The organism is Finegoldia magna ATCC 53516, from assembly GCF_000159695.1.
Lineage (GTDB): Bacteria > Bacillota > Clostridia > Tissierellales > Peptoniphilaceae > Finegoldia > Finegoldia magna_F.
In genome coordinates this window covers 845,318-865,990 of record NZ_CM000955.1, presented here as the reverse complement: position 1 = coordinate 865,990, position 20,673 = coordinate 845,318, and the positions used below count along the sequence as shown (strand labels likewise).

Annotated in this window: 22 protein-coding genes; all 22 read left to right on the top strand. The window is 32.9% G+C overall.

Going from position 1 to position 20,673, the window contains the following annotated elements; translation table 11 throughout:
• Positions 1-5: 5 nt before the first annotated feature.
• The 22 genes from HMPREF0391_RS04030 (at position 6) to HMPREF0391_RS03925 (ending at position 20,672) form a co-directional block, all read left to right on the top strand.
• Positions 6-461 (top strand): 8-oxo-dGTP diphosphatase, encoded by a 456-nt coding sequence (locus HMPREF0391_RS04030; protein ID WP_002835614.1) that lies wholly within the window; start codon positions 6-8, stop codon positions 459-461.
• Positions 461-1,369: a DMT family transporter gene (locus HMPREF0391_RS04025; RefSeq protein ID WP_002835613.1), complete on the top strand. Its 909-nt coding sequence runs from the start codon at positions 461-463 to the stop codon at positions 1,367-1,369. Before HMPREF0391_RS04030 ends, HMPREF0391_RS04025 begins: the two co-directional genes overlap by 1 nt.
• Positions 1,362-2,102, top strand: coding sequence for an NAD-dependent protein deacylase (locus tag HMPREF0391_RS04020; RefSeq protein ID WP_002835612.1), 741 nt, complete (start codon positions 1,362-1,364; stop codon positions 2,100-2,102). The genes HMPREF0391_RS04025 and HMPREF0391_RS04020 overlap by 8 nt, the downstream gene beginning before the upstream one ends.
• The gene (locus HMPREF0391_RS04015) at positions 2,092-2,490 is read left to right on the top strand and encodes a hypothetical protein (protein ID WP_002835611.1); all 399 of its coding nucleotides are present in this window, start codon (positions 2,092-2,094) and stop codon (positions 2,488-2,490) included. The genes HMPREF0391_RS04020 and HMPREF0391_RS04015 overlap by 11 nt, the downstream gene beginning before the upstream one ends.
• 220 nt (positions 2,491-2,710) lie before the next feature.
• The gene (locus HMPREF0391_RS04010; RefSeq protein WP_035109287.1) at positions 2,711-3,865 is read left to right on the top strand and encodes a TlpA family protein disulfide reductase; all 1,155 of its coding nucleotides are present in this window, start codon (positions 2,711-2,713) and stop codon (positions 3,863-3,865) included.
• Positions 3,866-3,880: 15 nt separating this feature from the next.
• The gene (locus tag HMPREF0391_RS09480; RefSeq protein WP_002835608.1) at positions 3,881-4,033 is read left to right on the top strand and encodes a CD1871A family CXXC motif-containing protein; all 153 of its coding nucleotides are present in this window, start codon (positions 3,881-3,883) and stop codon (positions 4,031-4,033) included.
• Positions 4,034-4,082: 49 nt separating this feature from the next.
• On the top strand, positions 4,083-4,931 hold the full coding sequence (locus HMPREF0391_RS04000; RefSeq protein ID WP_373276984.1) for a 4Fe-4S binding protein: 849 nt from the start codon (positions 4,083-4,085) through the stop codon (positions 4,929-4,931).
• Between the two features lie 82 nt (positions 4,932-5,013).
• On the top strand, positions 5,014-5,772 hold the full coding sequence (locus HMPREF0391_RS03995) for a rhodanese-like domain-containing protein (protein ID WP_002835606.1): 759 nt from the start codon (positions 5,014-5,016) through the stop codon (positions 5,770-5,772).
• Positions 5,773-5,826: 54 nt separating this feature from the next.
• Entirely contained in the window at positions 5,827-7,308 is a 1,482-nt protein-coding gene (locus HMPREF0391_RS03990) for a TIGR04282 family arsenosugar biosynthesis glycosyltransferase (protein ID WP_002835605.1), read from the top strand.
• Entirely contained in the window at positions 7,280-7,942 is a 663-nt protein-coding gene (locus HMPREF0391_RS03985; RefSeq protein WP_002835604.1) for a TIGR04283 family arsenosugar biosynthesis glycosyltransferase, read from the top strand. The genes HMPREF0391_RS03990 and HMPREF0391_RS03985 overlap by 29 nt, the downstream gene beginning before the upstream one ends.
• A complete protein-coding gene (locus HMPREF0391_RS03980; RefSeq protein ID WP_002835603.1) occupies positions 7,917-8,864 on the top strand; it encodes a (Fe-S)-binding protein in 948 nt (315 codons plus the stop codon). The genes HMPREF0391_RS03985 and HMPREF0391_RS03980 overlap by 26 nt, the downstream gene beginning before the upstream one ends.
• Positions 8,861-9,781, top strand: coding sequence for an arsenosugar biosynthesis radical SAM (seleno)protein ArsS (gene arsS, locus HMPREF0391_RS03975; RefSeq protein WP_002835602.1), 921 nt, complete (start codon positions 8,861-8,863; stop codon positions 9,779-9,781). Before HMPREF0391_RS03980 ends, arsS begins: the two co-directional genes overlap by 4 nt.
• A complete protein-coding gene (locus HMPREF0391_RS03970; protein ID WP_002835600.1) occupies positions 9,774-10,214 on the top strand; it encodes a C-GCAxxG-C-C family protein in 441 nt (146 codons plus the stop codon). The genes arsS and HMPREF0391_RS03970 overlap by 8 nt, the downstream gene beginning before the upstream one ends.
• 65 nt (positions 10,215-10,279) lie before the next feature.
• Complete coding sequence (locus tag HMPREF0391_RS03965; protein ID WP_002835581.1) at positions 10,280-10,819, top strand: helix-turn-helix domain-containing protein; 540 nt, start codon at positions 10,280-10,282, stop codon at positions 10,817-10,819.
• Positions 10,753-11,676 (top strand): IS3 family transposase, encoded by a 924-nt coding sequence (locus tag HMPREF0391_RS03960; RefSeq protein WP_155105102.1) that lies wholly within the window; start codon positions 10,753-10,755, stop codon positions 11,674-11,676. The genes HMPREF0391_RS03965 and HMPREF0391_RS03960 overlap by 67 nt, the downstream gene beginning before the upstream one ends.
• Positions 11,677-11,993: 317 nt before the next feature.
• Positions 11,994-13,538 (top strand): NAD(P)/FAD-dependent oxidoreductase, encoded by a 1,545-nt coding sequence (locus HMPREF0391_RS03955; RefSeq protein ID WP_002835598.1) that lies wholly within the window; start codon positions 11,994-11,996, stop codon positions 13,536-13,538.
• Positions 13,539-13,608: 70 nt separating this feature from the next.
• Positions 13,609-14,562 carry a 1-phosphofructokinase family hexose kinase gene (locus tag HMPREF0391_RS03950; RefSeq protein ID WP_002835597.1) on the top strand — a complete coding sequence of 318 codons (954 nt, stop codon included), beginning with the start codon at positions 13,609-13,611 and terminating at the stop codon, positions 14,560-14,562.
• Between the two features lie 188 nt (positions 14,563-14,750).
• Positions 14,751-16,202 (top strand): IMP dehydrogenase, encoded by a 1,452-nt coding sequence (gene guaB, locus HMPREF0391_RS03945; protein WP_002835596.1) that lies wholly within the window; start codon positions 14,751-14,753, stop codon positions 16,200-16,202.
• A gap of 9 nt (positions 16,203-16,211) precedes the next feature.
• On the top strand, positions 16,212-16,685 hold the full coding sequence (gene purE / locus HMPREF0391_RS03940; protein WP_002835595.1) for a 5-(carboxyamino)imidazole ribonucleotide mutase: 474 nt from the start codon (positions 16,212-16,214) through the stop codon (positions 16,683-16,685).
• Entirely contained in the window at positions 16,685-17,710 is a 1,026-nt protein-coding gene (gene purM, locus HMPREF0391_RS03935; protein WP_002835594.1) for a phosphoribosylformylglycinamidine cyclo-ligase, read from the top strand. Before purE ends, purM begins: the two co-directional genes overlap by 1 nt.
• Before the next feature lie 268 nt (positions 17,711-17,978).
• Complete coding sequence (locus HMPREF0391_RS03930) at positions 17,979-18,965, top strand: IS30 family transposase (protein ID WP_002834841.1); 987 nt, start codon at positions 17,979-17,981, stop codon at positions 18,963-18,965.
• A gap of 111 nt (positions 18,966-19,076) precedes the next feature.
• Positions 19,077-20,672, top strand: a complete 1,596-nt coding sequence (locus HMPREF0391_RS03925) for an ABC-F family ATP-binding cassette domain-containing protein (protein ID WP_002835593.1) — start codon at positions 19,077-19,079, stop codon at positions 20,670-20,672.
• Position 20,673 lies beyond the last annotated feature (1 nt).

Sequence of the window (20,673 nt, the reverse complement as noted above, 5' to 3'; positions counted from 1 at the left end):
TATTTATGGAAAATATTTTGTGCAATATGATAAAAATCAATCGCGGAAATGAGGTTTTGGTTTTAGATAAAGTTAAAAAATACGGCTGGGAAGGGTTGACTTTTCCAGGTGGTCATGTCGAAAAGGTAGAATCTATTACTGAATCTGTCATCAGAGAAGCGAAGGAAGAAACTAATCTGGATATTGAAAACATAAAATACGTTGGAATGATTAGCTGGTATGACATTGACAACAACGACAGAATTATTGGATTTTTGTACGAAACTGACGATTTTTCTGGAGAATTGGTAAAAGAAAATGTCGAAGGAACATTGGAATTTATCGATTACGAAGAATTAAAAAACATGGATGGACATAGCGATTCTATGGGTGAAATTTTCGCTATTTACGACGGGAAATATTCTGAAATCGTGCTTTATTATGAGGATAATAAGTGCGTGAAAAAGGAGTGTTATAAATAGTGAGAAAAGCTAAGGGAATGATGTTTGCCATTATTTCGGCGTTGATTTTCGGATTTACGCCAATAATGGTCAGAGAAACGTTGAGTAATGGAAGTAACGTAATAATGACTTCTTTTTTGAGGGGGTTTTTCGTAATTCCATTTTTGATTATTTCATTGAAAAGTAGAAATGTTAGCCTCAAAGTTACAAAACAAGAATTGAAAAAACTCTTACTCATGTGTAGTATTGGCGGTTGCATTACGATGACAATGCTTTATGCATCTTATCAATACATTTCCGTCGGGCTTGCAACATCCATTCACTTTATTTTTCCGACGATTGTAACAGTGTATTCGGTTATGTTCCTAAATGAAAAGATGACGAAATACAAATTCATCTCACTAATCGCATCGATTATTGGAGTGATTTTACTAGCAAATAATGTAGGTGGAAGTAGTAATTTTCCATTAGGATTATTCTTGGCGGTAGCATCTGGTTGTACTTATTCTTTTTATTTAATTTACATGGATGTGTCGGGACTAAAATACATGGATAGTGTAAAGGTTACATTTTATAATTGTATGATTAACTCCACAATGCTTTTAATATATGGACTTATTACTGGCGATTTTACTTTGTCACTTTCAAAATATGCATGGATAATTGCGTTTGTGATTTCAATTTTGGTATCGGTGTTTGGTACATTATTCATTCAGCTGGCAATAGTAAACGCAGGTGTCAGCACGTACACGATTTTTTCTACATTGGAGCCTATCACGTCTGTAATATTGGGGATTGTTTTATTCAATGAAACTACAGATCCAAGAAGATTGCTTGGATGTTTTATGATATTTTTGTCTGTTATGATACTGGCACTTTCAACGAGATTTCAAGAAAGAAAAGCAAAAGGAAGGGTAAATAATGAATGATGTTGAAAAATTAAAACAAATTGTAGAACAAAGCGATAAAATCGTATTTTTCGGTGGAGCTGGAGTGTCTACTGCATCGGGAATTCCCGATTTTAGGTCTGCGACAGGGTTGTATAACAAGAAAAACGACAGCGATTTTTCTCCGGAATATATGTTGAGCCACGAATTTTTCATGACACGCCCTGATTTATTTCAAAACTATGTTCTTGAAAATTTAATTATTGAAGGAGTTAAACCGAACAAAGCACATTTATCACTTACAAAATTAGAAAGAGCAAATAAACTTCTAGGAGTTATTACTCAAAATATCGACAGCTTAGATAAAATGGCTGGAACGAAAAATATCGCAGAAATTCACGGAAATTTGAGAGATTATTATTGTGTAGATTGCGGAGCCAAATACTCACTTGATTATTACAAACAAAACAGACCTTGCAAGTGCGAAAAATGTGGAGGAGTAGTTCGTCCAGATGTAACATTGTATGGAGAAGTTCCACCGCAAACTGAATTTGTGAAGGCAATTAATTGGATTGAAAAAGCAGACACGATGATTGTAGCTGGAAGTTCACTTGTCGTGTACCCTGCGAGTGGTCTTATTAATTATTTTAGAGGAGATAATTTGATACTGATTAATTTGGATCGTACAAGCTACGATAATATGGCGAATATCGTGATTCATGACGATATTGCAAAAACTTTAGAATATGTGACGAGGGATATTGATGAAAGATAAAATAAGAAATTATTTACAAAAAGTGTACGGAGTGGATTTTTTATCGAAAACTATGATAATAGTTGCTCTGATACTTTCTTTGATTAATTTAAAATTTAAAAATAGAGTTATAGAAGTCATTACGATGATTTTGATTGTGTATTTCGGAATTTTCAGAGTTTTTTCTGTTAATAAATATCAACGAATGATTGAGAATCAAAAATTCTCAAAGGCTGTAAAACCTATGACTGATTTTTTTGAAAAATACAAAATCAGAGCCGCAAATTCCAAGGACAAGAAGTATATTAAATGTCCTAACTGCAAAAAAGAAATGAAAATTCCAAGAAATAAAGGAAAAATCAAAATAACTTGTCCTCATTGTGGACATAAATTTGTGAAGAAAAGTTAATTATTTTGAAAAAATAAATATGCTAATAATGCTACAAATCTACTACGGAAAAAGTAGTAGATTTTTTATTGCTATAAATGAGAATTATAGTTTTATCAATTGCGACTTTATTTTTAAATAATAATTTCACGAACGTTTCATAAAACTATCGTAATATAATATCAGATCACACGAATGCGTGTTATCTAAATATGAACTTAGATATTTTATGGAGGAAATTATGAGAAAAAATGTATTAAAAGGAACTACTTTGCTACTAGCATTGTGTTTTAGTGTTGGAGCGGTAGGTTGCCAAAAATCTGATGGAAATAAAGAAAAAGATTCAAAGGTGGTTAGTCCGAAAGAGGCTGGAATGAAAGATAATAAAAACTCTGAAAACGAAAAATTCAAACCTGCTGACTATTCATTACAACCAAAAGATGAATTTGTATATGAGTTTTTGGGATTGAAGTTCAAGCTTTCAGAACAAGTTAAAAAAGATATGAAAGACAAGAAGATTGCGATGTTGGATGAACAAAGTCCTATCGACAAGGAATTGAAATACGCTATGCTTACTTTCAGCAAATTAACTGAAGAACAAAAAAATGCAGTAGTCGATAAAATGGGTGATGGATACGAAAAATGGGAAAAAGAACTTGAAAGAGTGGGTTCTATTGGAATGTTTGACAAAAATATGTCTGAAGCTGAAATCGCCAAAATCACAAAATGCGACAATAACAAAAAAATCGGCGAATCAAAAGATGGTAAGTTCAATTACTACATAAGTTCAAAAGGTAAAATGGATGAAGGTTTTGCAAAAGAATTTGCTAAAACTCAAATTGATATTATAGACAAAAAAACACGTCCTGAAAATGGATTTGTATTATCTGAAAAAACTGATTTGGAAAACACAGAAGCATTTGACAAAAAATCGGTTAAGGGTTTGGGCAATTTATCCACAAAAGACATCAATGGCAAGGAATTTTCAAGCAAAGATTTTTCAAAATACGACCTTACAATGGTAAATGTATTTGCCACTTGGTGTAGTGCTTGTGTGAATGAAATTCCTGATTTGAGTGAAGTTCAAAAAGAAATGAAAAACAAAGGCGTTAACATTGTAGGAGTTGTCACAGATACTGTGGACGATAATGGTACTAATAATGAAGCATTGCAAAAGGCAAAACTAATTCAAGAAAAAACAAAAGCTTCATATCCATTCTTAATGCCAGACAAATCAAACTTCAACGGCAGATTAAACGGAATACAAGCAATGCCAGAAACTTTCTTTGTCGATAAAAATGGAAATATTGTAGGAGAAACTTATTCTGGTGCAAAATCAAAAGAAGAATGGAAACAAGTTATAGAAAAAGAATTATCTAATTTGAAAAACAAATAAAATTAGGTGATTAAAATGTACAAAAAATTTATTCATAGCCGTATATTTTCAGTTACGATTTTATTTCTGTCTGTTGGGATGATTTATTACGGTTACAACAACGGCGAAGTAAAAGTTGTGTTGGATAAGGCTATAAGAATTTGCATGGAGTGTATTGGAATTGGATAAGATTAAAGATTTACTAAGCTTTGGAACGAAGAAAAACAGATATAAAATAATGGATAATTTCAGACACGCTTTCCAATCGCTGTGGTTTTTGATTACAAATTCTTATGTAGAAGGTTTTAAAACCGGAAAGATTTACGGTGGAAACCTCAAGAAAATTTGCGTTCCGGGGATGAATTGTTATTCTTGCCCCGGAGCCAAAGGCTCTTGCCCGATTGGTTCATTACAAGCTGTAATTGGAAACTCTAATTTTAAGTTTAGCTATTACATAGTAGGATTTTTATTTTTCATTGGAGCTTTGATGGGAAGATTTGTGTGTGGATGGTTGTGCCCGTTTGGATTGATTCAAGATTTGTTATACAAAATCCCTTTTTTCAAAAAGATAAAAACTTTTAAATACGATAAACATTTGAGAAAATTAAAATATTTTATTTTGCTAATTTTTGTAATAATTTTGCCGATGTTTGTGGTGGATATTTTGGGGCAAGGATCTCCGTATTTTTGCAAATTGATTTGTCCGATAGGAATGCTTGAAGGTGGAATTCCGCTTGTACTACTCAACAAAAGTATGAGAGGGGCGATTGGATTTTTGTATTACTGGAAAGGCACGATTTTAATATTGACGATTTTACTTTCTATAATTATTTACAGACCATTCTGTAAATATATTTGTCCTTTGGGTGCGATTTATTCATTCTTCAACCCGATTTCTATTTTTAAATACAGATTGGATAAGGACAAATGTATTAGTTGTGGAAGATGCAAGAAAGTGTGTCAGATGAACATCGACCCTACGAAAAATTGCAATCATAAGGAGTGCATTAGGTGCGCAAGGTGTAAGAATGCATGTCCTGTTTATGCGATAAGCTGTGGAATAAAAGATAAAAAAAATCATTTATAGAAAATTTCAATAAATAAAGCTTGGGTTTTACATTTCTCTTATGATACAATTATATCGAAAAGATTTTTAGGAGGAATTTATAGTGAAAAAACTTTTATTAACATTAGCTTTAGTATCAGCTATAGCTTTTACTGGTTGTTCAAATAATTCAGATAAACCAGCTGAAAATGAAAAGAAAACAGAACAACCTGCAGAAAAAACAGAAGAAAAAACTGAAGAAAAAGCAGCCATCAAAGAAATGAAAGGCGCTGACCTTGAAGCAATCGAACAAGACAAGAAGAAAAAAGAAACTATATTAGTTGTTGACGTTAGAAGCAAAGAAGAATATGACCAAGGTCATGTTAAATGGGCTATCAATATGCCAATCGACACTTTCGAACAAGAAGTTTCTAAGTTGGATGCTTACAAAGACAAAGCAGTTGTTACAATTTGCAATAGCGGTAAAAAGAGCCAACAAGCTGCTGAAATTTTAGTAAACAAAGGATTCAAAGATGTTACAAACGCAGAAGGCGTTAAGAAATTTGAATACAAATTAGTTAAATTCGCTAACATTTTACCAGAAGATTTAGTAAAAGCTTCTGAAGATACTAATAACGTAATAGTTGATGTTAGAGATAAAAAAGATTATGATGCAGGTCATATCAAAAATGCAATTAACATTCCATTAGATGAAGCGGATGCAAGATTATCAGAAATTCCTACAGATAAACCGGTTTACACTTATTGCTATTCTGGAAATAAATCTGGTCAATTAGCGCAAAAACTAATCGACAGAGGAAACAAAGACGTATTCAACTCTTTAGATGGAACTAAAGAACACGATTACGAATTAGTAAAATAGTTTTTTAAAATTAAAGCGGCTCATTTGTGAGTCGCTTTTTTTACAGGAGATAAAATGAACGCAGTAATTTTAATGACCAAAATTCCAAATAAAAATTCCAAAACTAGATTATCGACTCTTTTATCAGAAAATGAAAGAATAAAATTCAGCGGCAATTTGATTGAAAAAAACGTAAATATTATCAAAAATTACAGAGTTTTCTTATCTCTAACGCCAGATGAATTATTTGAGGATTATACTAAGAATTCTCCTTATGATTGTATCAGACAAACGGGAGATGATATCGGTCAAAGGATGAATAATTCGATAAAAGAAGTTTTGTCATGTGGATATTCTAAGGTTATTTTAATAGGATCAGACATCATTGATTTTGATAGTGAGATTTTCGATGAAGCTTTTGACAAATTAAACACCAATGATGTTGTGTTCAGCCCAACTGAAGATGGTGGATACAGTTTGATTGGAATGAAAAAATCACACGATGTTTTGTTTGAAAACAAAAAATACTCCAATCCAAATGTAGAAAACGATTTGGAAAATAGTTTAATTGAACATGATTTAACTTATTATAAACTGAAAGAAACCCACGATATTGACACAGATATTGATTTAGTAAAATACATATCCAAATCTGAAAATGTGAAATTACTTGGTAAAGGCGAGTACAATTCGAATTATCTGATAGATGATGATTATTTGATAAGAATTGCGCGTGGATCACAAATGCATTTGGATAATCAAATTGAATATGAATACAATGCCCTCAAATTTTTAGAAAAATCAAATGTTACAGCTAAAGTTTACGATTTGAAAAAGGATAAATTATCAGGGATTTCTTATCTTACTGAAGAGTATTTGATAGGAAGAGATTTGGATTATCATACTGATTTAAAAATCGCAGCATATTTGCTTTCACAAATCCACTCATTAGATGTGACAGGACAAGATTTTATAAAAGCAGGCAGTCCTTTTAATATGATGTTCGACGAATTTACACAGATGTTTTCTCATTATCAAAAATGGGAGAAGAAAAACAATGCAACTGAAGAAAAGATTTCGAATATGCTAAAATACATCAAAAATTTGGGGCTTGATTCTACACTTGAAAATCCATGTCTTATCAATACTGAACTCAATAATAAAAATTTTATAATTGATGAAAAATCTTATATTATAGATTGGGAAAAACCGATTATAGGAGAGCGTGAACAAGATTTAGCGCATTTTTTGGCACCAACGACGACTTTTTGGAAAACAGATGTAATATTTGATATGGACACAATAGATGATTTCTTAAATGAATACGACAAATTATCAAAAATAAAAGTTGATAGGAAAAAATTCGTAAAATATTTGCTGTTTACATGTCTAAGAGGAATAACTTGGTGTTCAATGGCATATACTCAATACGTGGATGAGAATAGAGATTGTGGATTTACCTTTGAAAAGATAAAAGCATATTTGTCTGATGAATTTTTGGATAATATATGGGAGTTTATAAAAGCGAATGATTTCAGTAATAGTGCCAGTGTATAATGAATCTGACAAAATCGACAGGTTCATCGATCGTTTGGATGTTTTTGATGATGAGTTCGAGGTGATTTTCAGCGTAAGTGGCGATGAAGATACGTTTGAAAAAATAAAATCCAGAGGATATAATCCTATCAAAAGTGCCAAAGGTCGTGGTAATCAAATTATAAATGGAATTGCAAATTCAAACGGGGAAATAATTTTGATTCTTCACGCGGATACTTTTTTCAAGGAAAATCCAAAAGCAGAAATCAAATCAGTTTTACAAAATTATAAAATGGGTTGTTTCAGTATTTCGTTTGTTCCAAAACAGTTTATAATGCAAATTGTCGCATTTAATTCAAGCAATCGTGTCAGACAAAGAAACATCGCTTTTGGTGATCAGGGGATGTTTTTCACGAGAGAGTTTTACGACGAGATGGGTGGATTTAAAAACATAGATTTAATGGAAGATTACGATTTTTCGATTAGGGTTAAGAAAAAAGGATACAAAATCTTCCTTTCAAAAATGAGGATATATTCTTCATCGCGTAGATTTCAAAAAAATGGTCCTTTTAGGACTATGTGGATGATGCAAAAATGCCAATATATGTATCGCAAGGGGGAAAGCGTAGATGATATCAAACAAAAGTACAAATGATTACTTACAAGAAGTAAAAGATAAGTGCATTGACTGTGGTAAATGCACAAAATGTTGTCCGTTTTTGACTAAATACAAGATTAACTTAAAAGATTTTGCAGACAGACAAGACTTGGCTTTTTCTTGTTTCTTGTGTCAGAAATGTGAGGCAGTGTGTCCAGTGGATTTGGATGGAAAAAAGATTTCACTTATTCACAGAAAAGCAAATCCAAAGTTCGAATCAGTTAAAAAACAAAAAGAAAATTATTTCTTCAAAAACAAATCCGACAGAAAAACAAAAGATTTGTTGTATTTGGGCTGTAATTTCCCAGCGTTTTATCCGGATACTACAAAGTATTTAATGGAATTATTTAACAAAGAAGGATTTGATTATTCAATAGATTGTTGCAATCTTCCAAGTGATTATACGGGATTTGAAAGTAATTACATGGAAAGATTTGAAAAGGAACTCAAGGACAAGGAAGTCGAAAGAATTGTGTGCGTGTGTCCAAACTGTTTCCACAAATTCTACAAAAATTTGTCGGTAGAAGTCATCACGATTTTTAAATGGCTTGAAGAAAGAAATATGATTCAAGATATCGACGAGGAAGTAAATGTGTTCTTCCCATGTTCTGACAGATACAATCATATAATATTTGAAGAAATCAAGAGACATATTAAAGGATTCAACAATAAATACATAAGCACAAACTGCTGTGGAGCTGGTGGAATTGCAGGAAAAAGCGAAAAAGAAATCGCAACTCAAATGCAAAATTCCATCAAAAATGAAAAAATGTATACTTATTGTGCAACTTGTTCATCCAAGTTTGTGGCGAATAATGAAGTACACCATTTTGTAAGTAAAATGGTTGGTATAGATGAAAAATGCGATCCAAGCTTTTTCAAAAATGCATTAAAAGGAAAATTTAGGGGGAGAAAATGAGATTCGAAGACAGAATTCCAGAACGATTTAAGAAAACTGGCGATATCACAACACTACAATTAAACATTACTGAAAAATGTAATTTGCGTTGTAAACACTGCCATGTTATGAAAAACAGCGAAAATCTAGAAATGAGCAAGGAAACTATGGAAGATTGCTTGAAGTTTTTGGATAACCACAAGATGAAAACTGTGGATATTACAGGGGGAGAACCAACAACACATCCAGAAATCGTGTGGTTTATGAAGGAATGTTTGAAAAGAGCGGACGAACTTATTATTAGAACGAATGCCACAGATATCGAAAAAAACAAAGAATTAATGGATTTATTTGACAAAGAAAAAATCAAAATCATAGTATCTCTTCCTTGTTATACACAAGATAACGTAGACAGCCAAAGAGGTGACGGAGTTTACGACAAAGTCATCGCTAATTTGAAGAGACTTAACGAAATGGGATATGGAACTGAAAAAGAATTGGACTTGGTTTACAATCCGCTTGGAGGATTTTTGCCACCAGAACAATCCAATCTTCAATCTGATTATGAACGTGAATTGAAAAAGAAAGATATTGTGTTCAATAATTTGTTTACAATTACTAACATGCCTATTGGATATTTCAGAGATTTCCTAATCGAAAAAGGCGAATACGAAGATTACATGAAATTATTGGAAGATAACTACAACGAAGAAACTTGCGAAAATATAATGTGCAGATTCCAAATTTCTGTGGATAGTTTGGGGAATCTTCACGATTGCGACTTCCACTTAGCAGAAAAAGTACCAATGAAAGACTACCAAAACATCAAAGATTTAATCGATGTGAAGGATTTGTCCAGAGAAATCGTGTGGAAAGATTACTGCTACGGATGTACTGCAGGAAGTGGCTCAAGTTGTGGAGGTGCATTGGATGAGTAAATTAACTAATGAAGAAATCTGGCAACAATTTACAGAAGGAATTGATTGTGCGCAAGTTGTATTGAGATATTTTGCAGATGATTTGGGAGTAGACAAGGAACTTGTTACAAAAATAGCATCACCATTTACAGGTGGAATGTACAAGGGAATGACTTGTGGAGTAGTAACTGGTGCCTACATGGTTTTGGGAATCAAATACGGCCATTCAAAGCCAAATGAAGGTGAAAAGAAAGTCGAACTAGTGAAAAAAATGTTCGAATTCGATACCAAATTCAAAGAAAAACAATCCACGATAATTTGTGAAGAAATATTGGGAGATAATATAGCAGAAAATCTTGAAAAAATCGAACAAGAAAACACAATGCAAAGAAAATGTCCACAAGCTGTGAACGATGCGATAGATATATTAGAGGAAATGTTTGAAGAAAAATAAAATGAAAGCTGTCTACTTCGTGAGCTGAACCCCAAAATCCGGAATACGGATGGAGGGGTTTTTGTATGCCAAAATACACAAAAGAATTTAAAATTAAACTAGTGAAGGAATACTTATCAGGTAATTCGGGTGGTCGAGAAATGGTAGCTAAAAAATATGATATTCCAGATGGAACTTTGAGAAATTGGATAAATAAATATAATTCAGGAGGCTTTGATAACTTATCTAAAAAGTTAAAAAACAATAATTACACTAGTGAATTTAAGCTATCTGTAATACAATATAGGCAAATCAATAATACTTCGCTTAGAGAGACTGCAGAGCATTTCAATCTTGTAAATGTATCTATGGTATACAGATGGGAAAAAGCTTATCAAGAACGTGGTCTATCTGGGCTTGAAGATAACAGAGGAAGGCCTAGAAAAAATATGACTAAATCAAATAAAAAGTCTAAACTAAACACTCCAATAAACGAAAGTGAAAGGGAAGAATTAATAAGACTAAGAGAAGAAAATAGACTTCTCAAAATGAAGATAATATACGAAAAAAAGCTACAAGCCTTGCTACTGGAAGAGGAAGCAGAAGCAAGGAAAAGACAAAGATAATCCTCAAACTACAAAAAGAATATCCAAAAAGCAAGGTAAGTGAATGGATAGAAATAGCTAAGTTACCTAAATCATCCTACTATGAATGGAAGATAAAATTAGAAAATCCAACAGACAAAGACAAAGAAGTTAAAAATGAAATTAAAACCATAGTAGATGAATCAAAAGGTAGATATGGCTACAGAAGAGTAACTATGGTATTAAAAAATAAAGGCTTTAATATCAACCATAAAAGAGTATTAAAAATAATGAGAGAAGAATCCTTGCTATGTACTAAATTCAAAACTAGATCAAGAAAATATTCATCATACAAAGGACAAATAGGAAAAGTAGCAGATAATGTAGTAAGAAGACAATTTAGCGCTACTAAACCAAATCAATTATGGTTAACAGATGTAACAGAATTTAGATTGAGAGGCAAAGAAGAAAAACTCTATCTATCACCAATACTAGACCTATACAACAGCGAAATAATTAGCTATACATTAAGCAATCATCCAACAACTAAATTAACCAATACAATGTTAGAAAAAGCAATAAATAAAACAAAAGATATAAGTAAACTAATAATACACTCAGACCAAGGATTTCATTATCAACATAGTACTTGGACAAATAAGTTAGAAAAATTGAAAATTACACAAAGCATGTCAAGAAAAGGAAATTGTCTAGACAATTCTCCAATGGAGAACTTCTTTGGAATATTGAAACAAGAAATGTATTATGGTGTGGAATTTAAAAGTTATGATGAATTAGTTAATGAGATCGAAAGATATATTAAATGGTACAATGAGGATAGAATTAAAACAAAATTAAACGGAATGTCCCCTGTCATGTACAGATTACATTCCGCTTAAAATATTATTAAATTATTCCGTGTTTACGGGTTCAGGTCATTCGGTAGGCGGCTTTTTTAATTTAATTTTAAAAATCTAATGCACGAATATCTAGACTCCAAAAATTGTAGATTTCTAAATCTCAAAATCCTAAAATCGCAAACTCGCCGTCGCTCAAACAGTGCGATTTTAGCCGGATTTTTTCGATTTGAAATCAAGTCAATTTTTTCCGTATGATATTCTTAGCATTAGGATTTTAAAATACCTAATGTAAGAGCAATCAATATTTCTATTTAAATAATGATATAATACAAGTAGCAAACGAAAGAGAGAAAAATATGATTATTATTAGAAATATAAAATTGAAAAATGACGATGAGAACGAATTGAAGAAAAAAATCGCGAAGATGATTGGAATGAAAAATTTCGATTACGAAATTTACAGAAAATCCATCGATGCTAGAAAGGGAATTTTGTTCAATTATCAAGTTATCGTAGATGTCGATTTGTCCGATAAAAAGATAAAATCAATCAAAAATTGTGAGAAATATCATGAGGAAGATTTTAGATTAGAAGATGTCGATAATTCAAAAAGCGTCACAGTTGTGGGAAGTGGTCCTGCGGGATTGTTCTGCGCGTATTTGTTAGCGAAAAACGGAGCAAGGGTGAAGGTCATTGAAAGAGGAAGTGAGGTATCGAAAAGAGTTGATGATATTGAACACTTCTTGGATACTGGTAAGCTTAACACGAACAGTAACGTGCAATTTGGAGAAGGTGGAGCTGGAACTTTTTCTGACGGGAAATTAACTGCACGTTCCAAAGACAAAAGAGTCAGAGAAGTTTTGAAGACATTTGTGGACTACGGCGCTCCAAGTGAAATTATGTATGACTCCAAGCCACATATCGGTACTGATGAATTGCAAAAAGTAATCGTGAATATGAGAAATGACCTTATCAAAATGGGTTGCGAATTTGAATTCGATACATTAATCGACGATGTCGAAATCGAAAATGAAAAATGCGTTGGAATTAAATCAAAGAACAAAAAGTTTGAATCAGATTGTTACGTTTTGGCGCTTGGCAATAGTTCAAGAGATACTGCAATGATGCTAGCCGATAAAATCAAAATGACGAACAAACCTTTTGCTGTTGGTTTTAGGATTGAGCACCCACAAAAAATGATAGATTTTGCACAATATAAATGCGACAGAGATCTTCCAAGTGCGACTTATCAGCTTTCTTATTCTGAGGAAAACAAGAGGGGAGTGTACACTTTTTGTATGTGTCCAGGTGGATATGTAATCAATGCTTCCAGTGAGGAAAATGAGTTGTGTGTCAATGGTATGAGTTTTCACAAAAGAGACGGCAAAAACGCAAATAGTGCGATTGTGTGCGGCATAGATGAGAATACTTACGGTCATAATTTGTTGGATGGGATTAGATTTCAACAAGAAATCGAACGTAAAGCTTTTGAATTGGGAGGATCCAATTATAATGCACCAGTTCAATTGGTCAAAGATTTTATGGACGATAAAAAATCTGAAAAAATCGGAGAAGTTAAACCAACTGTGAAACCGGGATATGTTTTGAGCAATTTGAACGATATTTACCCAGAACACGTTACAAATTACATCAAAACTGCGATAAAAATGATGGACAAAAAACTCCACGGTTTTTCAATGGATGATGCGATACTTACAGGCGTTGAAACGAGAACATCGTGCGCAGTGAGAATGGATCGTGACGATTTGTTAAGAAGCGAAAATGTTGATAATTTGTATGTTATAGGCGAAGGTAGTGGATATTCTGGGGGAATCGTGTCAAGCGCTATCGACGGATTGAAGGCCGCTGAGGTTATACTTACATCAAAATTATCTAAATAATTTAAAAAACTAAATTATTGGGTATATTTAATAAAAGCTAAATTTTAATTAATTTGAAGAGGGGAATAAAATGATACTTTGTATAACTGCGAATCCTGCTATCGATGTGATTTACGAGATGGATGAGCTAGATACTAATGGAGTAAATGTAGTTGATGATGCGTACAAAACGCCAGGAGGCAAAGGGATAAATGTGTCCAAAGTTTTGGATTTGTTGAGGGCAGATTTCATGGTTACAGGCTTTATCGGTGGAAGTAACGGAGATTATGTAATCGACAAGTTGGACGATGTGAATATTAAGCACGATTTTATTTTCACAAATGTCGACACTAGAAACTGCATCAGAGTAATTCACGGCGACAAGCAATTTGAAATTTTTGAAAAAACAAACAAAATTGATTCGAGATTTGAACGAACTTTTATGTCTCTTATAAAAGAAATTGGGAAAAATTACAATATATCAGTAATAAGCGGAAGTTTGATGAATGGTTTGTCTGATAATTTCGTCGAAGAAACTATGGATATTTTGCAAGATAACAGCAAGATTATTTTGGATACAAATGGACAAGTGACTAAAAAAGTTTTGGAGAACAATTACAAACCATTTGCTATCAAGCCTAACTTCTACGAATTCAAGGAAATCATTGGTTTAACAGAAGATATTTCATCTGAAGATTTCATAAACAAAGACTGTGACTATTTGAAGCAAATTTTTGCAAACGAATTGTTGAATGATGTTGAAATAGTTTTGGTTACTAATGGAAAATACGGGGCGATTTTAAAATACAAGGATAATTTGTACAGAATTACTGTCCCTCAATACAAAATTCAAAGAACTGTCGGAAGTGGAGATGCTACTGTCGCAGGGATAGCAAAATTCTTGGATGACGGAGAAGGTGTAATGGAAACTGTGTTGAAGGCGTTATCTCTTGGGGTTTTAAATGCGAGAGTGTCAGAAGTTGAAAAGCTGGACGCAGATAAAATAAACGAAGTAGCAGAACAAATAAATGTAGAATTATTATAGAAAATGAACGCGTCAAAAGTTTTTTTGATGCGTTTTTTCTTGCTCAAAAATTTGTATTTTTGATATAATAGCTGTAAAGAAAATAAAAGGAATAAATTTGCTTGACTTGTGATCATTTGTATGGTAAATTTATTCTCAACATTAAAAATTTTTAACAAAGTTTTTATTTATTTTATGAGGAGGGTATTATGCAATTTATCGGCGAAGGATTAACATTTGATGACGTACTTCTAGTACCAGGTCCATCAGAAGTGTTACCTAATGAAACTATCTTGAAAACAAGATTAACTAAAAAAATTGAATTGAACATTCCTATGATGTCAGCAGGAATGGACACTGTAACTGAGTCAAAAATGGCTATCGCTATGGCGAGACAAGGCGGGATCGGAATTATTCACAAGAACATGACTATTGAAGAACAAGCAAGAGAAGTAGATAGAGTTAAACGTTCAGAAAATGGAATAATTACTGATCCTTTTTACTTATCTGCAGATGACAAAATCGTTGATGCTTTGAAATTGATGAGTCACTACAGAATTAGCGGTGTACCTATAGTAAATGATGATATGACTTTGGTCGGAATCCTAACTAACAGAGATGTTAGATTCGTAAAAGATGAACAACTTCCAATCGGAGATGTTATGACTAAGGACAATTTAATCACAGGTCACGAAAACATATCAATGGATGAAGCCTTGGAAAAAATGATGAATGCCAAGATTGAAAAACTTCCAATTGTAGATGAAAACTTCAAATTAAAAGGTCTTATCACTACAAAAGATGTTGAAAAAACAATTCAATATCCAAATTCAGCCAGAGACTCACAAGGAAGACTATTAGTAGGTGCAGCAGTTGGTATTACTAACGATATGATCGAAAGATGCCAAGCTTTGGTAGATGCAAAAGTTGACGTAGTAACTATTGATACAGCTCACGGTCATTCAAGAGGAGTTTTGAATGCAGTAAGAAAATTAAAAGAATCTTTCCCAGATCTTCAAATTATCGCAGGTAACGTTGCAACAGCAGATGCTACAAGAGATTTGATAGAAGCTGGAGCAGATTGCGTTAAAGTTGGTATTGGACCTGGATCTATTTGTACGACAAGAGTTGTAACAGGTATCGGTGTTCCTCAAATGACAGCTATAATCGAATGTGCAAAAGAAGCTGATAAACACGGTATTCCAATCATCGCCGATGGTGGTATTAAATATTCAGGAGATATTACAAAAGCATTAGCAGCAGGGGCATCTGTTATCATGGCAGGTAGCTTGTTCGCTGGTACAGAAGAAAGCCCTGGAGAATTAGTTGTATTAGAAGGCAGACAATACAAAGAATACAGAGGAATGGGTTCACTTGGTGCTATGAAAGCTGGAAGTGGCGACAGATATTTCCAAAACAACACTAAGAAATACGTTCCAGAAGGTGTAGAAGGTAGAGTTGCTTACAAAGGATCTGTAGCAGAAGTTGTGTACCAATTAGTTGGTGGACTTCGTTCAGGTATGGGTTATGTAGGAAGCAAAGACTTAGTTGAATTAAAAGAAAAATCAAAATTCGTGAAGATTTCTCCAGCAACACTTGTAGAAAATCATCCACATGATATTACTATTACTAGAGAATCTCCAAACTATACAAAAAAATAGGAGCAAACAATGGATATTAGATTAATAATGGGAAGCAGTTCAGATATTGAAGTTGCAAAAAAAGTTACTAAAATGTTGAAAAAATTCGAACTTTCTTACGAAGTATCAGTAATTTCAGCACACAGAGCATTGGATGTTTTAAAAGAAACAGTTGAAAAAGACGACTGCAAAGTTTACATCACAATCGCTGGAAAAGCAGCACACTTGGGTGGAGTAACAGCAGGAATGACAACAAAACCAGTTATAGGAATTCCTGTAAAAGGATCTGCGCTTGCTGGAATGGATGCTTTGTATTCAATCGTTCAAATGCCAAAAGGAGTTCCAGTTGCAACTGTAGCAATCGACGGTGGAGAAAACGCAGCTATCTTGGCAGCTCAAATGATTGCTTTGTCTGATGAAAAACTAGCTCAAAAATTAAAAGACTACAAAGAAGAAATGAAACAAGCTGTAATTGATTCTGACAAGGAGTTAGAAGAAATATAATGGGATTAACTTACAAAGATTCTGGTGTAGATAAAGAAAAAGGCTACGAAGAAGTTCAAATAATAAAAGAAATCGTAAAGAAAACTCATGGCAAAGAAGTTCTAACAGGTATCGGTGGATTTGCTGGTTTATTTAAGCCAGAAATCTCCGATATGAAAGAACCTGTATTGGTTAGTGGAACTGATGGAGTTGGAACAAAAATCAAATTAGCAATGGAACTAGACAAACACGATACAGTTGGTATTGATTTGGTTGCAATGTGCGTTAATGATGTTTTGTGCCAAGGAGCAAAGCCATTGTTTTTCTTGGATTATATCGCGACAGGAAGTTTGAAACCAGAAAAAATGGCAGATTTGGTTCGTGGTGTAGCAGAAGGTTGTACACAATCTGAATGTGCATTAATCGGTGGAGAAACTGCAGAAATGCCAGGATTATACAAAGAAAATGATTATGATTTGGCAGGATTTGCAGTTGGTATTGTCGATCGCGACAAAATAATAGATGGAAGTGGAATTAAAGAAGGAGACGTTGCAATTTCTCTATCTTCAAGCGGAGTTCACAGCAATGGATTTTCACTTGTAAGAGCAGCGTTGGATATGGCTAATGTAAAATTATCCGACAAATTTGAAGATACTACAGTTGGAGAAAGACTTTTGGTTCCTACGAGAATTTACGAAAAAGAAATCTCAGCTTTATTAAAAGAAGTTGAAATTAAAGGTATTGCCCACATAACAGGTGGTGGATTGTACGAAAACGTACCAAGAATGTTACCTGAAAATATCGGAATAGAATTCGACCTAAAAGAATCAGAAATTGATCCTGTATTCAAAGCTATTCAAGAATGGGGAAATGTAGAAACAAAAGAAATGTTCTCCACATTTAACATGGGAATTGGAATGGTAGTTGTAGTAGACGCAAAAGATGTGGATAAATCTCTTGAAATATTACAAAAAATAGATCCAAAAGCAAAACAATGCGGAGTTTGCAAACAAACAGAAACGAAAGTTGCAATTAATTTGGACTAATTTTTGGAAAAATGAAAATTTCTAAATAAGAATATACTTTTGAATTTCGGTTCAGAAAATTTAAAAACCTAAGTCAAAATACTTTTGCCAAAAGGATTGTCCAACATATAAATTTATAAAATCAACAACCATTTATTTTTCGAAATTAAATGGTTGTTTTTGAATTGATAATTTATCATAACAAGTGCAACATAAAATAACTCATAGCTAATCAGCTGTGTTAATATGTAAGTGACCAAACAAAACATATTAAAAGGAGCGATTAACTATGAGCTATAACCATCTTACCATAGAAGAGAGATCTTGTATCTATCAATTTTTAAATTTAGGAATGAGTATAAGAAAAATTGCACAAGCACTTAAAAGGTCACCTGGTACAATATCTCGAGAAATTAAAAGAAATTCTTCTAAAATAAAATCCAGTAGAGGAAGTTACACTAAATACTTCCCAATAAAGGCAAATGACAAATATCGTCATAGAAGGAAAGATTGTCATAGGAAAACCAAGTTTTCTAAAGATGTTATTGAGTATTTAACTATAAAAATTAATGAACATTGGTCACCTGAACAAATATCAAATAGAAATACAAATTCTATTAATCATATACCATCTACATCAACTATATATAGGCTTATACACGCAAAAAAACTGCCAAAAACCAGTATGGAAAATTTGAGAAGAAAAGGAAGATTTAAAAGACCAGCAGAAAAAAGAGGAAAATTTAACGATAAAGGCAGAACTATTAAGAAAAGACCTAAAGAAATATACAAAAGGCAAGAGCTAGGTCACTGGGAAGCAGATACAGTAGAATCAGGCAGGTTCGATCATAAAAGAAAAAGTGGATACTGTTTCGTAACTTTAGCAGAAAGAAAATCTAGATACTATATAGCAATTCTAGTTGAAAATAGAAAATCAGAAAATGTAACACCTGCAATAATCAATGCACTAAAAGATTTTCCCAAAGAATTAGTGAAAACAATAACTTTTGATAGAGGTAAAGAATTTTCAGAATTTGAGAAAATAGAAAAAGAGTTAGGATGTAAAACTTATTTTTGTGACCCCTACTGTGCATGGCAAAAGGGTACAAATGAAAATAGTAATGGACTTTTAAGGGAGTTTTATCCTAAGGGTATGGATTTATCGGAAGTAAATATTAATGATTTAAATTATAACTTAAGTTTAATGAATAATAGACCTAGAAAATGTATACAATATAAAACACCTAAAGAAGAACTTTTTGGTTTCTTACCATAGGTGTTGCATTTGATTTGACAATTAGTCAATTAAAAAAATTTTCATAATATTGTGATATCAAGACTTGATATTACTTTTATGGTATAATATGTGAGTATTGGAGGGATTTAGATGTTAACAGTTAACAATTTAAGTGTCATATTCCCCGATAAAAAATTATTTGAGGATGTTAACCTAATTTTTAATCCAGGTAACTGTTACGGAGTTATTGGTGCAAATGGTGCTGGTAAGTCTACATTCCTCAAAATTTTATCCGGAGAAAAAGAGCCTACAAAAGGCAATGTCACTATAGATAAGAACACAAGATTATCAAAACTTAACCAAGATCACTACGCTTTTGAAGAAAATAGCGTAATGGATACAGTTTTGATGGGAAACAAAAAGCTTTACGATATCCAAAAAGAAAAAGATGCGATATACATGAAGCCTGATTTCAGCGATGAAGACGGAATGAGAGCAGCAGAATTGGAAGCGGAATTCCAAGAACTTGGAGGATATGAAGCAGAAGCAGAAAGCTCATCTTTGTTGCAAGGTTTGGGAATTACGACAGAACAACATTTTATGCTTATGAAAGATTTGAAAGAATCCGACAAGGTAAAGGTGTTATTGGCACAAGCTTTGTTCGGAAATCCAGGAATATTGTTACTAGACGAACCTACAAATGGTTTGGACTTGAAGGCAATATTGTGGCTACAAGATTTCTTGATGGGTTTTCCAGGAATTGTAATCATAGTATCTCACGACAGATATTTCTTAAACGAAGTGTGCACTCACATGGTGGATGTCGACTACGGAAAGATTAATATGTTTGTTGGAAACTACGATTTCTGGTACGAATCAAGCCAACTTGCACTTAGAATGCAAAAAGAACAAAACAAGAAAAAAGAAGACAAAATCAAAGAACTTCAAGAATTTATCCAGAGATTTTCTGCCAACAAATCAAAGTCCAAACAAGCTACAAGTAGGAAGAAACTTCTCGACAAAATCACATTGGATGACATTAAACCATCTAGTAGACGTTATCCATTTGTTGGATTTGAACTTTCAAGAGAAGTTGGCAACGAAATTCTAAATGTAGACAACTTGACTGTAGAACAAAATGGCAACAAGCTTATCGACAATTTGAGTTTCAGAGTCAATAAAGGAGATAAGATTGGATTTATCGGAAACGAAATCGCCATCACTAAATTCTTTGAAATAATCAACGGAAACGATGACGATTATTCTGGAGAATACAAGTGGGGACAAACTATCACTCACACGTATTTTCCAAAAGATAATACTAAATTTTTCGAAGATTGCGATTTGAATTTGATTGATTGGTTGAGACAATTCAGCGAAGAAAAATCGGAAATTCACATCAGAGGATTCTTGGGCAAGATGCTATTTTCAGGAGACGAAGCATTGAAGAAATCCAACGTTCTAAGTGGTGGTGAAAAGGTTAGAATGATGTTTTCAAAAATGATGGTAACACCGGCGAATGTTTTAGTGTTTGACCAACCTACAAACCATTTGGATTTGGAAAGTATCGAAGCTGTAAACAACGGGCTAATCGCATTCAAATCAAATATTTTGTTCACATCACTCGATCATCAATTTGTATCTTCTGTGGCAAATAGAATTATTGAAATATTTGATGACGGAACTTATCGTGACGTATCAATGAATTACGAAGACTATATAGAAAAATATTTAACTAATAATTAGG

Coding starts and splice junctions, on each gene's coding strand:
- guaB (WP_002835596.1), top strand. CDS start 14,751: ATGCAATTTATCGGCGAAGGATTAACATTTGATGACGTACTTCTAGTA.
- HMPREF0391_RS04015 (WP_002835611.1), top strand. CDS start 2,092: ATGAAAGATAAAATAAGAAATTATTTACAAAAAGTGTACGGAGTGGAT.
- HMPREF0391_RS04010 (WP_035109287.1), top strand. CDS start 2,711: ATGAGAAAAAATGTATTAAAAGGAACTACTTTGCTACTAGCATTGTGT.
- HMPREF0391_RS03985 (WP_002835604.1), top strand. CDS start 7,280: ATGATTTCAGTAATAGTGCCAGTGTATAATGAATCTGACAAAATCGAC.
- HMPREF0391_RS03950 (WP_002835597.1), top strand. CDS start 13,609: ATGATACTTTGTATAACTGCGAATCCTGCTATCGATGTGATTTACGAG.
- HMPREF0391_RS03930 (WP_002834841.1), top strand. CDS start 17,979: ATGAGCTATAACCATCTTACCATAGAAGAGAGATCTTGTATCTATCAA.
- HMPREF0391_RS03925 (WP_002835593.1), top strand. CDS start 19,077: ATGTTAACAGTTAACAATTTAAGTGTCATATTCCCCGATAAAAAATTA.
- HMPREF0391_RS03990 (WP_002835605.1), top strand. CDS start 5,827: ATGAACGCAGTAATTTTAATGACCAAAATTCCAAATAAAAATTCCAAA.
- HMPREF0391_RS03955 (WP_002835598.1), top strand. CDS start 11,994: ATGATTATTATTAGAAATATAAAATTGAAAAATGACGATGAGAACGAA.
- HMPREF0391_RS03980 (WP_002835603.1), top strand. CDS start 7,917: ATGATATCAAACAAAAGTACAAATGATTACTTACAAGAAGTAAAAGAT.
- HMPREF0391_RS04020 (WP_002835612.1), top strand. CDS start 1,362: ATGAATGATGTTGAAAAATTAAAACAAATTGTAGAACAAAGCGATAAA.
- HMPREF0391_RS04000 (WP_373276984.1), top strand. CDS start 4,083: ATGGATAATTTCAGACACGCTTTCCAATCGCTGTGGTTTTTGATTACA.
- HMPREF0391_RS04030 (WP_002835614.1), top strand. CDS start 6: ATGGAAAATATTTTGTGCAATATGATAAAAATCAATCGCGGAAATGAG.
- purE (WP_002835595.1), top strand. CDS start 16,212: ATGGATATTAGATTAATAATGGGAAGCAGTTCAGATATTGAAGTTGCA.
- arsS (WP_002835602.1), top strand. CDS start 8,861: ATGAGATTCGAAGACAGAATTCCAGAACGATTTAAGAAAACTGGCGAT.
- HMPREF0391_RS03965 (WP_002835581.1), top strand. CDS start 10,280: ATGCCAAAATACACAAAAGAATTTAAAATTAAACTAGTGAAGGAATAC.
- HMPREF0391_RS03970 (WP_002835600.1), top strand. CDS start 9,774: ATGAGTAAATTAACTAATGAAGAAATCTGGCAACAATTTACAGAAGGA.
- purM (WP_002835594.1), top strand. CDS start 16,685: ATGGGATTAACTTACAAAGATTCTGGTGTAGATAAAGAAAAAGGCTAC.
- HMPREF0391_RS09480 (WP_002835608.1), top strand. CDS start 3,881: ATGTACAAAAAATTTATTCATAGCCGTATATTTTCAGTTACGATTTTA.